The sequence below is a fragment of the Pseudomonas sp. P1_F1_2 genome (genome assembly GCF_056405815.1).
Genome location: NZ_JBFUBK010000090.1, coordinates 12649 through 27052, shown reverse-complemented (window position 1 = coordinate 27052; position 14404 = coordinate 12649). Strand labels below are relative to the sequence as shown.

The following is a 14404-nucleotide window of genomic DNA, read 5'->3' as shown; positions in this document are numbered from 1 at the left end:
ACATCATGCTGGCGCTGCCGTCGCTGCTGCTGGCCGTGGCGATTGTCGCCATCCTCGGCCCTGGCCTGATCAACACCGTGATCGCCATCGCCGTGGTGTCCCTGCCGTCCTATGTTCGACTGACCCGCGCGGCGGTGATGGGCGAACTGAACCGCGACTACGTGACCGCTGCGCGCCTGGCCGGAGCCACGCTGCCCCGCCTGATGTTCATCACCGTGCTGCCGAACTGCATGGCRCCGCTGATCGTTCAGGCSACCTTGAGCTTCTCYTCGGCGATTCTCGATGCCGCSGCACTGGGCTTCCTCGGCCTTGGCGTACAACCGCCAACCCCTGAGTGGGGCACCATGCTGGCTTCGGCTCGCGACTACATCGAACGCGCCTGGTGGGTGGTMAGCCTGCCKGGTYTGACCATTTTGCTCAGCGTGCTGGCAATCAACTTGATGGGCGACGGCCTGCGCGATGCGCTGGACCCGAAACTCAAGAACGCCGCCTGAGGAGATTCAAATGTCACTGTTAGAAATCAAGAATCTCAACGTTCGCTTCGGCGACAAGAACGCCGTTCCGGTGGTCGACGGGCTCGACATTACCGTGGAAAAAGGCGAAGTCCTGGCCATCGTTGGCGAGTCGGGTTCGGGTAAGTCCGTGACCATGATGGCGCTGATGGGCCTGATCGAACACCCGGGGATCGTCACTGCCGACGCCCTGAACTTCGACGGCAAGAACATGCTCAAGCTCAGCAACCGTCAGCGTCGGCAAATCGTCGGCAAAGACCTGGCCATGGTCTTCCAGGACCCGATGACCGCGCTGAACCCGAGCTACACCGTCGGTTTCCAGATYGARGAAGTGCTGCGCCTGCACCTGAAAATGTCCGGCAAGCAAGCSCGCAAGCGTGCCATCGAGCTGCTGGAAAAAGTGGAAATCCCCGGCGCCGCCAGCCGTATGGACGCCTACCCGCACCAACTGTCCGGCGGTATGAGCCAGCGTGTGGCRATYGCCATGGCGATTGCCGGCGARCCGAAAYTGCTGATCGCCGACGAACCGACCACCGCCCTGGACGTGACGATTCAGGCRCAGATCATGGACCTGCTGCTGGCGTTGCAGAAAGAGCAGAACATGGGCCTGGTGCTGATCACCCACGACCTCGCGGTCGTGGCCGAAACCGCCCAGCGCGTGTGCGTGATGTACGCCGGTCAAGCGGTTGAAGTCGGTCAGGTGCCCCAGCTGTTCGACATTCCRGCGCACCCTTACAGCGAAGCGCTGCTCAAGGCGATTCCGGAACACAGCCTCGGTGCCACACGCCTGTCGACCCTGCCGGGCATCGTTCCCGGTCGCTACGACCGTCCGCAAGGCTGCCTGCTGTCGCCGCGTTGCCCGTATGTGCAAGACAGCTGCCGCGCCACGCGCCCGGCCCTGGACCCGAAAAGCCACAGCCTCGCCCGCTGCTTCTACCCGCTGAACCAGGAGGTGGCGTAATGGCCGTCGTACTTACCGCCCGCGACCTGACCCGTCACTACGAAGTGTCCCGCGGCCTGTTCAAGGGCCATGCGACCGTGCGCGCCCTCAACGGCGTGTCGTTTGAACTGCATGCCGGCAAAACCCTTGCCGTCGTCGGTGAATCAGGCTGCGGCAAATCCACCCTGGCCCGKGCSYTGACCCTGATCGAAGAGCCGTCCTCCGGCTCCTTGAAAATCGCCGGCCAGGAAGTCACCGGCGCCGAYAAGGCCCARCGCAAGCAACTGCGCAAAGACGTGCAGATGGTGTTYCAGAGCCCGTACGCGTCGCTCAAYCCWCGGCAAAAAGTCGGTGATCAGCTCGGTGAACCGCTGCTGATCAACACCAACCTGAGTGCGTCCGAACGTCGCGARAAAGTCCAGGCGATGATGAAGCAGGTGGGCTTGCGTCCCGAGCAYTACCAGCGTTATCCGCACATGTTCTCCGGCGGTCAGCGCCAGCGGATTGCCCTGGCCCGCGCGATGATGTTGCAGCCTAAAGTGCTGGTGGCGGAYGAGCCGACCTCGGCATTGGACGTGTCGATCCAGGCGCAGGTGYTGAACCTGTTCATGGATTTGCAGCAAGAGTTCAACACCGCCTACGTGTTCATCTCGCACAACCTGGCGGTGGTGCAACACGTGGCTGATGACGTGATGGTGATGTACCTCGGTCGCCCGGTAGAAATGGGTCCGAAGAACGACATYTACGAGCGTCCKCTGCACCCGTACACCCAGGCGCTGCTGTCGGCCACACCGACCATTCACCCGGACCCGAACAAGCCGAAAATCAAAATCGTCGGCGAGTTGCCCAACCCGCTGAACCCACCGTCCGGCTGCGCYTTCCACAAGCGCTGCCCGTATGCCACCGAGCGCTGCAGCACCGAAGAGCCAGCCCTGCGCCCTCTCGATAACCGCCAGGTGGCTTGCCACTACGCGGAAGACATCAGCGACTGAGCCACCGGGGTTGACAGGCCGCGTCCTTGTCCATCCCCCACGCCAGCCGACGGACTGAGCGCCCCGGGTTTCCTGGACAAATCTGACGGACAACCCTGCGAAAGGAGACCTCCGTCAACGTCCGCTATTGGCCCAGAGTGTGTAAAAACGCTCATGGCCTCATCGCTTTCGATCATCGACGTTCGTTGGCTGAGCGATTGCGCAGTCAACGCCGTGGGTCGCATAAGTCTCGACCTAGAACACGTCAACGCTGTTTTTACAGCCTCAGGGATGGGCCAAAACCAGCCTTTTTTATGCCAACAGCACCTTCATCAAACCGTGAGCACCGTTGATTCTCATGACCCGTTTCAGGTTGTAGGCGAGCACATTCAAACTCATCACCGCGCTCACCCCGGCCCGTTTTCGGGTCAGGGAGTGCGCCGCACCAGATCAGCGCCTCTCCAGCCGGGCAGATGTATTGGTTTTTTCCGCGTCATAGATGAACGCATCGTTATTAAAACGCCCGTCAGCCTTGGCTCCAGAGATCATCGGTTTGGGCACATAGGCGGTGATGCCGGCATCGTGACAAGCGACCAGATTTTCTCCGAACAATCCCAACTGCTGACACAGCACAACGAACTGGCGACAGAAGCCTCGGATGGCCTTGCTGTTGTCTTTTCGGAAGTTGGCGATGGTCTTGAAATCGGGTGCAAAACGCCCGATCAGCCACATTGGTTCGACGTTGCGCTGGGCTTCTCGCTCCAAACGTCGGCATCGACTGGATGCGGTTGAGATAGCCATAGATGTAGATCTTCAGCATGATCGCGGGGTGGTAAGCGGGCCGGCCAGTATCGGCTGGAACGGCACCTTCAAAACCCAGATTGACCAGATCAAGTTCGTCGACAAAGACGTCGACTACGCGCTCCGGATTGGTATCGCTGATGTAGTCGTCGAGGCTCTCTGGAAGTAAGGTGCCTTGGCCTCGATGTTCACCTCGGATAAAGCGCTCATGGGCGATCCCTGCGATGAAATCCTCAGAAATCATAGCAAGGGTTCGCGAAGGCGTTTTGACACACTCTGGGCCGATTGCTGCCCTTGGCGAGAGACAGAAAACGGCCAAAAGCAGTGAGTGCTTTTGAATCAAAAGCTACCCTGTTTATACAAAACCAGAATAAGTCCGTACGCGCCTTATTCTCCTCCAGTATTGCTGATTACTGGCATTTGCTCGGGTTACAGAATTTTGAAGGGAACGTTGATAATCAAGCGGAACTCTTCGATATTGTTTTCCAGCTGGAGTGGGCTGGACCGGTGCCAGACATAGCCGCTCATCACACTCGCACCCTTGAAATTACCAGACTGCAAGGTGTAGCTGGCCAGCGTGCCGACTTCATACTCGTTTTCGTTGTCCTGTTTTTTAAAGTCGGCATACATTCCGTTTGAGCCACCATTGTAGTGGGTAGCATCGATGCCCCAGCCCTTGATGTACCAAATAGAGGTCTTCAAGCCTGGCAGGCCGTAAGCGGCAAAGTCGGTCATATAATTAACCTGGAACGACTTTTCGTTTGGCCCGTTATAGTTCGAGAGCCCGAGGTTGGGCAGGTTGATCGCATTCGACTCACCGACAAAGTCGAAGAATTCGTCGCCATCGATTTTCTGCAGTCCAAACTTCAGCGTATGGTTTTTCCAGGTCGGGGCGACGCTCAGGCCGTAGGCCTGCTGGTCGATATAACCCCCTTTCTCGGCTCCACTCGACTGAGTGTTATAGACATCCAACTGCATGTCGGTACTGATCGGGCCCCACTGGTATTTCTTGCCCAGGCCGAAGTATTCACGGTCCCAGATATCGTCGAAGCGCGACAGGTAGGCACTGGCGCGCCATCCACCTTTGGTCACGTAGTCTGCGCCACCGTAGGCAATGAAATCGCCGGTGACGTGCCTGTACGTATAGGTCGGGGTCAGATCCTGAGTGCCCGCGCCGGTCCTGGGGGATGCTCTGTCAAAGTACCCGGACTTGACCGTCAGACCGTCGATATCATGGCTTTCCAGCGAAACACCGTCGAAGGAAGCAGGCAGAGTCCGGGTGTCTGCGTAACCCATGACCGGCGTTCTGGACATCTGCTGCCGACCGACTTTGAGCGTTGTCTGCGCGAGTTTTACCTTCAACGCCGCCACGCCGATTTTGCTCCAGTCGTCGACCACATTGCCGTCCTTGTCCACCAGCACGCGGTTGCTGCCGCCAGCCGTTGCCAGCTGGCTGCGCTCCAGCGCCACTGCCGAATAGGTTGAGACGTCGAGACCAAACCCCAGGGGGCCTTGAGTGAAACCGGATATGTAATCCAGCTTGAAACCCTGCACCCAGGCAGTACGGTCTCGCACCGCGCGGGGGCCTTCATTGGTCTGTGCGCGGAAGTGCACAGCCTTGCTGCCGATTTCATGGGAATACCACTGACGGGTATTGAGCGTCAGGGTGCTGTCTTTGGCAAACCCATGTTCCTCTGCATAAACCGGCGACGCTGAAATAACAGCCGCGAGCATACCCGCCGACCATACTGGCAACTTTTCTGTGCGGTACATTGACTGTGCCTATAACTGTGGTGTTAACAGACAAACGTCTGAAATTATTGTTGTTGTTTTATAGGGAGGCCGAAGGCGCTTTTTGAGCGCTTTTCAAACTCCCTCTTCGCAAAAATTCAATCTTCCACGGGGTGCCAGCGGTTATTCCTGAACGTTGGTGTCACGTGATTCAGGCAGCATCCGCATGGCAATAAGGCTAACTATGCTGATACCGACCAAGTACCAGGCGGGGGCCATGGGGCTGCCGGTTGCAGCAATTAGCCAAGTGACGATGAATTGGGTACTGCCACCAAATATCGCGGCACCAATGGCATAGGTAATTGACAGGCCGGTGCTGCGCACAGCGATCGGCAACAGCTCCGGTACCTGGACGATACCCGCCGCGCCAAACATGGCAGTCAGGGCTGCAAGTACCGCATTAACGGTTAGCAACGTGACCAGGCTTGGTGAACCCGTGAGCCACAGGAACAGCGGGACGATCAGCAAGGTCAGCGCGACCCGAGGCAAAATGTTGGTCAGGCGCCGTCCGTAACGATCACTCAGGTGCCCACCAATCAGGGAAAAGGCAAAGGTCACAATCCCACCGATCAGCACACTGCTTTGAGCAACCGCTGCCGGCAGCTTCAGGACCTGTACCGCGTAGCTCACCATGTAGTTGCCAATCTGCGATGCGACCGCGATCGAGGCGAACAGCATCATGCCGAGGATCAAAATCTTTTTGTGGTTACGCAGCACCTCGCCGACTATCGCGCTACCGCTGCGTTCTTGCGTGTCCTGATGGGTTTCGGGCAGGGACTTGCGCATGTACACCACCAGAGGGATCAGCACCAGGCTCAGCAGGAACGGAATCCGCCAGCCCCAACTCGCCAATTGCTCAGTGCTCAGGCTCAGGGACAGCACCACCCCGAGCATGCCACCCACGGCAACGGCCAAGCCTTGGCTGGCGACTTGCCAACTGGCGTAGAAGCCACGGCGGCCGGGGGGTGCAGCTTCAATCAACAGTGAGGTCGCAGGACCCAGCTCGCCGCCCAGGGCCAGGCCCTGCAGCAGACGGCAAAAAACCACGAAGATGGGGGCCGCGATACCGATCGTTTCGTAGCTCGGCGTGATGGCGACGCCCAGCGTGCCGAGGGTGATCAGGGCCGCTGTCAGGATCATTGCCGGTTTGCGCCCGGCCTTGTCGGCAAAGGTGCCGATCAGCACACCGCCCAGTGGCCGCGCGAGAAAGCCGACGCCAAAGGTCGCTGCCGCTGCCATCAGGCTGCCGTACTCGCCTGACACCGGGAAAAAGGCTTTGCCGATGTAGATTGCGAAATACGCATAGATGACAAAGTCATAGAACTCGAGCGCATTACCAGCCACCGCGGCGGCAACTGATTTCTTGCTGAGGGTGGGGTGTGGAATTGCCATTTCAGGACTTTCCTCACTCGGGTTCTCAGTGATCGATACTGTCGAGTAGTTCATAGATCAAGATCTCTGTATTTATTAGAATTAATCTTAAACAAGTCCCTGTTTTCCGATGTTTGCCCTTACCAGTTTTCCAGCCCTTGTAGTGCCTGAGTCACGACATGGCTGGCTTGCGTCCAAACGGGTGTTTTCCAGTCCGCGTGGTTGGGGTAGAACAAATCCTTGAGTCGTTGGGTGATCTCGCTGCTTTGCGCCGTGTTCTGCTTGCCGTGACGGAAAACCCAGTGATCAGCCCGCAGCGTCGTGATTATTTGCTCAATCGGGTAGGTACCAAACTCCAGGCAGATGCCGATGTGTTTAGCCGCTGGGCATTCCTGCGAAATGGCCACCTGAATGGGGCCGCTCATCGGCACGCTGGTAGAGCTGCCGGCATGTACGTCGGTGATCTCACCCCACCAGTTCCTGGCTTTCTCCAGGGTGCAGATGTCGCGGGTGGCGAATATTTTTTCCCCGTAGCCATAGGGGCCGAGTCCGGTATGGACGTCCACAGAAGCGATGACCGTGGCGTTTGCCGCATAGGTACGCAGGATCTGCCGGAAGGTGGTGTTGCTCCAGGTCGGCGTCAGTCCACCAAAGAACATGCCATCCGGGTAATGGTACTGGCCCAGGGAGATGGCGCACTGGAACTTCTTATCACCGTGGGTCATACGGTATTGCTGCAATACCTGATCATCCTCGGGGGGCCATTGCGCAGGAAGCAGGGCCTCATGAATTTCGTGGTAACCCTCGTTTTCCGGAAGCGGACCGTCGAACTGAATAAAGTTACGGTTCAGGTCTACGTTTTCCTGGGTCACTCGGCGCAGGTGGGAAAAGCCGTGCGGATTAATCGCGTGAACATAGAGAATCGCCGTGTCGTCCGGCTTGGGCGGATCGAGCTGTAGTGCGCCAGTCTGCACGGCCGATCCAGGGAAACCTTCCACGCCATGGACGCCACTGAGCACGATCAGCACCTTGGAAGCGTCCCTTGGACCGTCGAACACGACATCCGTTGCCAGCGTTTCGTCCCTGCCACCCTTGAGATTCAGCTCATAGCTGTCGATCGACAGGCTTCGCTGGTTGGCAGCCGCAAAAAACTTTTCGCGTGCTTGTGCATACGAATCACTGAATAGATCGTCGATGTGTTCTGCGTTCATCATGAAGTCAAAGTCTCGACGTGTGCAGCGTGTACGATTGAACGCAGGCGCGTTTCGCGGCGGCGTCGGCAGGCATCACCAAATGCCTCGAATATGTCGCGGGACAGTCGGTCATCGTGCACGCGCATCTCCGGATGCCACTGCACCGCCAGGGCGAAGCTGCTGGCGCCAGTGACCGAAAACGCCTCAATCAGCCCGTCCGGTGCGGTGGCCTCGACAGTCAGGCCAGTCCCAAGCCTTGCGATGCCTTGATGGTGCAAGGAGTTGACTTGCGCATCATCCGCGGCATGCAGTCGGGACAGTAGTCCACCCGCAGCAACCTTGATGCCGTGACTGTACTGATACCACTCGACAATGGGTCTGGAATGGTCACCTTCGCGGTGGTCAATGGCCCCGGGGCGCTGATGAACGGCACTGTCCAGCGTGCCACCCCAGGCAACATTCATCTCCTGGAAGCCGCGGCATATGCCCAATACCGGGACCCCTGCATCCACCAGCCTTCTGACGAGCGGTAGAACCGTTGCGTCTCTGGCCAGGTCCAGCGTCGATATGTCCGGCGTAGCGGTGCCGCCATAACGCAGAGGCGAAATATTTGACGGGCTGCCGGTGAGCACCAGCCCATCGACGTTGGCCAGCAGGCTGTCGAAGTCGATGGCATCGGGATCAGCGGGCAGCGCCAAGGGCAATGCGCGAGCTGTACTCGCCACTGCGTCCACGTAGCCGTGCAGCAAGGTATGCGCAGGATGGCCATAGCGATCCACGCGATCGGTGGCGATGGCAACAAGTGGTCTGGCACCGTCCGCGAATAGTGGCGATCTGGTCATGGTCAAGTCCCGTAGGGGTAAACGAGAACCCAGTCTATGAGATGGTTAAATCATGGTAAATTGCATAATAAATTCAGATTTCATGCATTAACTGCAAGTGAGAAACCCATGAACACCCGACAGTTGCAGCACTTTCTTGCCCTGATGAACACCGGATCGCTCAGCGCTGCGGCTGATGCGGTGCACCTGAGTCAACCGGCGCTCTCCAGAAGCATCAAGGCGCTGGAGGACGAACTGCGGGTGTCGCTCTTTGACCGGACTAATCGTCGCTTGCATCCCACGCCATTCGCGATGGAATACCTCGAGCGGGCAAAGCGCATCGTTTTCGAAGAGCGTGACGGGGCGCGAACGCTGAATCTGATGAAGAATGGGGCCTATGGTCCGCTCGCGTTCGGCTTGGGCTCCTCGGTTGCCCTTGACTTCCTGGCCTCGCTAATCCGGCAACTGCTTGCTACGGGCCCGGGCTTGAAGATCCAGGCTCAGGTACACAGTACCGATGTGCTGCTGGACGCCCTGCAAAAGGAAAAGCTCGACTTCTTCATTGGTGATGTTGGTGCGGCAGCCCGCTACCCGGAGCTAATGGCCGAGCCTTTGTACACATGCAGTTTTGGCTGGTTCGCCCGGGCCGGGCACCCACTGGCCGGGCGCAAGGGCCTGACCATGGATGACCTCAAAGAGTACCCGCTGATCGGCTCGGGATACATCAGTGAGATGTTGGCACTGAAGATGGCCCATCTCTATGGCATGCAGTTGCCCATCGAGACCAACTTTGCCGCGAGCATCAATAACATCGAGACGGCGCACGACCTGATTCTCAGTACCGACGTGCTTTTTCCCACCACCTTCCTCGCCATGATCAAACTGCTCAGGGAAAAGTCCGTCGCAATCCTTAATGTGCAGCCACCCTTTGAACTAGACCTGACCCTGGGCATCGTAACGATCCGGCATCGGACACTGACACCCGCTGCGAAGCAGTCGTTCAGTATCATCCGTTCGTACTTCCAGGAGGCGGAGCAGGAGATCGCGGCTTATCTATAGTCGCGCCTGATGGGGCGCGTTACCCATCACGGGTCCATACTGGTTGATTGCATCGACCACAAAAGTGACTCAGGCAGTCACTCGATCAACTGGACAGGGAATGCGAAGCGCTACAGAAATACTGAGGAAACGAAAATGAAAAAAACATTGTGTTTCGTCATGCTGGTGCTGACTACAGGTCCGGTGCTGGCCGTCAGCCCGTCACCTGTCGCCGACACTCAGTATAAGTATGGGATGCACCTGGATATCGCCGAGGTGGTCTCGGTGACGGCAACACCCGTCGAGGATGCAGTTTATCCGGTGACCATGGAATACATTGACCATCAAGGCCAGACGCAACGGCTTGCATACATCGTGACGGACACCACCTGGGGTGGTAAGTAGTTCCAGTCAGGGCGCGCGTCGCGATTGATGCCGGGTGTGTGGAGTTGATCGGCAAGGTCGCGGCCGCTTTCTGCCCGTGCTGACCGGCAGCAATTGACCGGCAGCCGGCTGATACAGAGACCACGTCACCACCACCCTTGCGACGTTGCCTACGGGTACGCCAGAATCCGCCGGCTTTGCTAGCTTCCCCGGTCGACTAACCTGCGTACAGCTGCCTCCCTCTCGTTTAGTCATTGATCTATTTACTCGCATAAAAAACGGGACGTTCAGCGTCCCGTTTTTTATGGCGAAGGCGATCAGCTTCAAGCGCGCTTGTTCAACGCCGCCTCAGCCGCTGCAATTTCTGCCTGGCGCTTGACGATCATGTCGCCCACCGGCGGCCCCTGGAAGCGGCGGGCTTCAAAGCCGAACCAGACGATGGCCGTCAGCACCAGGAAACCAATAGTGATGTACAGCGCCCAATCGTTCGGTGGCTGGATGCCGATGACGAAAATAATGATCATCGACAGAACCGAGAGCAGGGCAAACACGGTGTACCAGAAGCGCCCCATGTTCCACGGGCCCATGGTTGGCCATTTCGAGGTCCCGTAGGTGAACAGGCCCAGCACGATGGGAATGATGAACGAGAAGAACAGGAAGATCACCGTGCAGGACACCACGATCGTATAGACCGGCGTTGCCCCCACCGAGATCACCGACGATCCCCAGTCGAACAAAACGGCGAGGGTGGCACCGGTCCAGATCGCGGCCACCGGGCTGCGAAAGGTCGGCGAGACCGAGGCCAGCGCTTTGGAGCAGGGCAGGCCGCCGTCACGTGAGAACGCGAAGATCATGCGCGAAACCGAGGTTACCGTCGCCAAGCCGCAGAGGATCTGCGAGATGAAGATCGCCACATACAGTGCGATTTTCAGCGTCGGGCTGACCTGCGCGTTCATGGCCCAAAAAAATACGTTCCAGCCTTGTTTGGCCGCCTCGTCCATGTTCGGCAGCATCAGTACGAACGAGCTGAGCATCACCCAGCCGAACAGCAACGACCAGACCACCGACATGACCATGCCGCGTGGCACTGAAACGGCCGCATTGCGGGTTTCCTCGGAGGTGTGCGCAGAGGCGTCATAGCCGGTGATGGTGTAGATCGGCAGCAGCAGGCCGAGCATGAAAATCCAGCCGTTCGACACTTGTGGCCAGACACCGCCGCCGGCATCGCCGGAGTAATTGCTGAAGGTCCACAACCGCGCGACTTCATAGCTGGGCGCCGAGATCAGGCAAACGATGGTCAGCGCCAGCGCTGTGGCAAAAATCAGATACCCGGAAAAGTCAGTCAGCTTGGCGGTCAGGCCGATTCCCAAGTGATTGCACAAGGCCTGGAGACCCGTCAGCACCGCGAGGAAAATCACCCGGACGGTGGTCGTGTCTTCCATGCCCAGTGCCGGTCCGAAGGCACCGAAAAAGAAGTAATAGGTGCCGACGTTGATCGCACCCAGCACGGTGACCAACCCCAAGAGGTTGAACCACGCGGTCAGCCATCCGGTAAAGCGGTTGCCGAGAATCGAGCCCCAGTGATACAGGCCGCCAGCGGTGGGGTACGCCGAGGAAATCTGCGCCATGGCCATGGCGAACACCCCGGAGATCAGGCAGCCAATCGGCCAGCCGATGCCGATGGACGCGCCGCCCGCGCCGGAGGTGCCCTGGGCGAGTGAGTTGATCCCGCCCGAGAGGATGCAAATGATCGAGAAGGAAATCGCGAAGTTGGAGAAAACCCCCATTCGTCGCGAGAGCTGCTGGGCGTAGCCCATGCTGTGCAGCACCTTGACGTCGTCGTCATGCGGCGTGTCGGTGCCGGGTTGGCTTGCTGGATTCATGTTGTGTGCCCCATCAGGTTTTGATACGCATCCATCCGGGGTTCCGGACGGTCTGGCTTTCAACCCCTTGTCGTACTGCTCCTGTCTCCCACCTGTCCGTGCGCTGCATTCAAAAGTCGGGCGCCGACAGTCAACTGCTCTACAGGCGGCCGTGATACGCCGCGTCGAAAATTTCCGCCGCACCGGCCCGCGTCAATGGCAGCGGGTTGCCGCCGGCAGACGGGTCGACAATCGCCATGTCCGCGATCAGGTCGGCCTGTTGATCATCCACCCCCAATTCGACCAGCGTGTGTGGTACGCCGATGTCTTTGCGCAGTTTGAGGATGAAGGCCAGAAAACTGTCGAAGCCGGGGGAGGGCAGGCGTAAATACGCGGCCAGGCGCGTGATGCGTTCTTCGATGGCCGGGCGATTGAACTTCAGGACATACGGCATGAAGGTCGCATTGGTCATGCCGTGATGCGTGTCGTACAGCGCGCCCACCGGATGCGACAGGGCATGCATCCCGCCCAGTCCTTTCTGGAACGCGGTGGCGCCCATCGCCGCTGCCGCGAGCATGTGCGCGCGCGCCTCAAGGTCGGACGGCATGTGCACGGCGCGCACCAGCGCGTTGGCCACCAGGCGCATGCCTTCCACGGCGATGCCATCGGCCAGCGGGTGAAAGCCGGGGGCGCAGTAGGATTCCAGGCAGTGGGCCAACGCGTCCATGCCCGTGCCGGCGGTGATTTTGGCCGGCATGCCGACGGTCAGGGCCGGGTCGCTGATGACCACGCGCGGCATCATTTTCGGGTGGAAGATGATGCGTTTGGTGTGGGTGCGTTCATCAATGATCACCGCCGCACGGCCCACTTCCGAACCGGTGCCCGCGGTCGTCGGCACGGCAATGACCGGGGCGATGCGGCTTTCGTCGGCGCGGGTCCAGTAGTCGCCGATGTCTTCGAAATCCCAGACCGGGCGCGTCTGGCCGCTCATGAAGGCGATGAGCTTGCCCATGTCCAGGCCACTGCCGCCGCCGAAGGCGACCACACCGTCGTGGTTGCCGGCGCGCCAGGCGTCGAGCCCCCCCGCCAGGTTGGCTTCCACCGGGTTCGGCTTGAGGTCGCAAAACAACGCGACGCCGAGGCCGGCAGCGCGCAGGGCATCCAGTGTGGCGATGGTCATCGGCGCACGCGCCAGGCCGCTGTCGGTGACCAGCAGCGGTCGCTCGATACCCTGGCTGCGGCAAGTGTCGGCGAGTTCGGCGATGCGGCCGACACCAAAGTGGACGCTCGTGGGGTAATTCCAATTCCCGGTCAGGCTCATGGCTCAGATCTCATGGCGCAAATGGAAGGATTTGGCACGGGTCAGGTGTTCATAACCGAGGCGCGACAGGGTGACGCCGCGCCCGCTGTTTTTCACCCCGGTCCAGGCCAGGGCCGGGTCCAGGTAATCGCAGCGGTTCATGAATACGGTGCCTGTGTCGATTTCGTTGCCGATACGTTCGGCGGCGGCGAGGTCTTGGGTCCAGATCGAGGCGCTAAGCCCGAACTCGCTGTCATTCATCAAGGCGATGGCTTCGTCGTCGCTGGCCACCGGCATGATGCCGACCACCGGACCGAAGCTTTCATCACGCATCACCGACATTTGATGGGTGACGTCGACCAGAACCTGCGGCGCGAGGTAAGCACTGCCCGGCGCGTCAGCCGGGAACGTGGTCGGGTCGATCAGTGCCTTGGCGCCCAGGGCCAGCGCTTCGGCGATCTGACCACGAACGAACACCGCAGCGCCCGGTGTCACCAGTGGGCCGAGGGTGGTGGCTTCGTCCAGAGGATTGCCGAGCACGTATTGGCGAGTCAGCGCGGCGAAGCGCTCGACAAATACCGGGTAGATTTTCTCATCGACATAAATGCGCTCGACGGCGCAGCAGCTCTGCCCGGAATTGAAAAAGCTGCCGTCCACCAGGTTTTCCACCGCGTGGTCGAGGTGGGCGTCTGCCCGCACGTAGGCCGGGTCTTTTCCGCCGAGCTCCAGGCCCAGGCCGAGGAAGCGCCCGGTGGCCGCGTTTTCCATCGCCTGGCCGGCGCCCACCGAGCCGGTGAAGTTCACCTGCTGCACGCGTGCGGAACCGATGATCGCGGCGGTCTGGTCGTGATTCAGCAACAGATTATTGAACAGGCCGGCGGGCAGATGGGCGCGGGCCGCCGCTTGCGCAAAGCGTTCACCGACCAGCAGCGTTTGCGAGGCGTGTTTGAGGATGACGCTGTTGCCGGCCATCAACGCCGGAATGATCGTGTTCACCGCCGTCAGGTAAGGGTAATTCCAGGGTGCAATGACCAGCACCGTACCCAGCGGTTCACGCTGGATAAGCCGACGAAACCCCGCGACCGGTGTGGGTTCAATCGCGGCCAGCGCTTCGGGGGCAATGGCGATCATGTGGCGGGCGCGTTCTTCGAAACCACGCAATTCCCCAGCGCAATATCGGACCGGGCGGCCCATTTGCCAGGCCAGTTCCGGGACGATGTCGTCTTTCATCGCCAGCATTGCGTCCACCACGGCGCTGCACAGGGCGGCGCGCTCGCTCAGAGGCCGGCGTTTCCAGTGCGCCTGGGCGTCTGCGGCAGCCGCCAGCGTGTGTTCGATCTGCGTCGCGTCGGCGTATTGGCGTTCGGCATAAATCCGGCCATCGACCGGTGAGATGAGTTGGATCATGGCGGTCATGCTC

The 14404-nt window shown here is 59.6% G+C and carries 12 protein-coding genes and 1 pseudogene; 5 read left to right on the top strand and 8 right to left on the bottom strand.

Features of this window, described 5'->3' with window-relative positions:
• The 3 genes from AC1D2P_RS22995 to AC1D2P_RS22985 all read left to right on the top strand — a co-directional run.
• The coding region (locus AC1D2P_RS22995; RefSeq protein WP_477811608.1) for an ABC transporter permease subunit at window positions 1–494 on the top strand (494 nt) is incomplete at its 5' end.
• A gap of 10 nt (window positions 495–504) precedes the next feature.
• On the top strand, window positions 505–1473 hold the full coding sequence (locus AC1D2P_RS22990; RefSeq protein ID WP_027924492.1) for an ABC transporter ATP-binding protein: 969 nt from the start codon (window positions 505–507) through the stop codon (window positions 1471–1473).
• Window positions 1473–2444: a peptide ABC transporter ATP-binding protein gene (locus AC1D2P_RS22985; protein ID WP_258666402.1), complete on the top strand. Its 972-nt coding sequence runs from the start codon at window positions 1473–1475 to the stop codon at window positions 2442–2444. Before AC1D2P_RS22990 ends, AC1D2P_RS22985 begins: the two co-directional genes overlap by 1 nt.
• Window positions 2445–3011: 567 nt before the next feature.
• On the opposite strand, the pseudogene AC1D2P_RS22980 reads toward AC1D2P_RS22985, so the two are convergent.
• From AC1D2P_RS22980 to AC1D2P_RS22960, 5 genes and pseudogenes are all read right to left on the bottom strand, one after another.
• Window positions 3012–3468, bottom strand: a pseudogene (locus tag AC1D2P_RS22980) (transposase); the annotation flags it as partial.
• A 185-nt stretch (window positions 3469–3653) separates the two neighbouring features.
• Window positions 3654–4997 (bottom strand): OprD family outer membrane porin, encoded by a 1344-nt coding sequence (locus tag AC1D2P_RS22975; protein ID WP_077431894.1) that lies wholly within the window; start codon window positions 4995–4997, stop codon window positions 3654–3656.
• 141 nt (window positions 4998–5138) lie between these two features.
• Window positions 5139–6407 (bottom strand): MFS transporter, encoded by a 1269-nt coding sequence (locus tag AC1D2P_RS22970; protein WP_223524962.1) that lies wholly within the window; start codon window positions 6405–6407, stop codon window positions 5139–5141.
• Window positions 6408–6526: 119 nt separating this feature from the next.
• Window positions 6527–7600 carry a M14 family metallopeptidase gene (locus tag AC1D2P_RS22965; RefSeq protein WP_223524964.1) on the bottom strand — a complete coding sequence of 358 codons (1074 nt, stop codon included), beginning with the start codon at window positions 7598–7600 and terminating at the stop codon, window positions 6527–6529.
• Entirely contained in the window at window positions 7597–8421 is an 825-nt protein-coding gene (locus AC1D2P_RS22960) for a gamma-glutamyl-gamma-aminobutyrate hydrolase family protein (protein WP_077431897.1), read from the bottom strand. The genes AC1D2P_RS22965 and AC1D2P_RS22960 overlap by 4 nt, the downstream gene beginning before the upstream one ends.
• A gap of 108 nt (window positions 8422–8529) precedes the next feature.
• Here AC1D2P_RS22960 and AC1D2P_RS22955 point away from each other — a divergent pair, with 108 nt between their 5' ends.
• Together AC1D2P_RS22955 and AC1D2P_RS22950 are read left to right on the top strand one after the other, a co-directional pair.
• On the top strand, window positions 8530–9459 hold the full coding sequence (locus tag AC1D2P_RS22955; RefSeq protein ID WP_158283928.1) for a LysR family transcriptional regulator: 930 nt from the start codon (window positions 8530–8532) through the stop codon (window positions 9457–9459).
• Between the two features lie 135 nt (window positions 9460–9594).
• Window positions 9595–9843, top strand: a complete 249-nt coding sequence (locus AC1D2P_RS22950) for a DUF2790 domain-containing protein (RefSeq protein ID WP_223524968.1) — start codon at window positions 9595–9597, stop codon at window positions 9841–9843.
• Between the two features lie 302 nt (window positions 9844–10145).
• Here AC1D2P_RS22950 and AC1D2P_RS22945 read toward each other — a convergent pair whose 3' ends face one another.
• The 3 genes from AC1D2P_RS22945 to AC1D2P_RS22935 form a co-directional block, all read right to left on the bottom strand.
• Window positions 10146–11705 carry an amino acid permease gene (locus tag AC1D2P_RS22945; protein ID WP_046030566.1) on the bottom strand — a complete coding sequence of 520 codons (1560 nt, stop codon included), beginning with the start codon at window positions 11703–11705 and terminating at the stop codon, window positions 10146–10148.
• Window positions 11706–11844: 139 nt separating this feature from the next.
• A complete protein-coding gene (locus AC1D2P_RS22940) occupies window positions 11845–13005 on the bottom strand; it encodes an iron-containing alcohol dehydrogenase (protein WP_477757912.1) in 1161 nt (386 codons plus the stop codon).
• A 3-nt stretch (window positions 13006–13008) separates the two neighbouring features.
• Window positions 13009–14400 (bottom strand): aldehyde dehydrogenase family protein, encoded by a 1392-nt coding sequence (locus AC1D2P_RS22935; protein WP_223524970.1) that lies wholly within the window; start codon window positions 14398–14400, stop codon window positions 13009–13011.
• Between the last annotated feature and the right edge of the window lie 4 nt (window positions 14401–14404).

Bases quoted from the DNA above. Each gene is read 5' to 3' on its own strand.
- AC1D2P_RS22975 (WP_077431894.1), bottom strand. From the start codon at position 4,997: ATGTACCGCACAGAAAAGTTGCCAGTATGGTCGGCGGGTATGCTCGCG.
- AC1D2P_RS22970 (WP_223524962.1), bottom strand. From the start codon at position 6,407: ATGGCAATTCCACACCCCACCCTCAGCAAGAAATCAGTTGCCGCCGCG.
- AC1D2P_RS22965 (WP_223524964.1), bottom strand. From the start codon at position 7,600: ATGATGAACGCAGAACACATCGACGATCTATTCAGTGATTCGTATGCA.
- AC1D2P_RS22960 (WP_077431897.1), bottom strand. From the start codon at position 8,421: ATGACCAGATCGCCACTATTCGCGGACGGTGCCAGACCACTTGTTGCC.
- AC1D2P_RS22955 (WP_158283928.1), top strand. From the start codon at position 8,530: ATGAACACCCGACAGTTGCAGCACTTTCTTGCCCTGATGAACACCGGA.
- AC1D2P_RS22950 (WP_223524968.1), top strand. From the start codon at position 9,595: ATGAAAAAAACATTGTGTTTCGTCATGCTGGTGCTGACTACAGGTCCG.
- AC1D2P_RS22945 (WP_046030566.1), bottom strand. From the start codon at position 11,705: ATGAATCCAGCAAGCCAACCCGGCACCGACACGCCGCATGACGACGAC.
- AC1D2P_RS22940 (WP_477757912.1), bottom strand. From the start codon at position 13,005: ATGAGCCTGACCGGGAATTGGAATTACCCCACGAGCGTCCACTTTGGT.
- AC1D2P_RS22935 (WP_223524970.1), bottom strand. From the start codon at position 14,400: ATGACCGCCATGATCCAACTCATCTCACCGGTCGATGGCCGGATTTAT.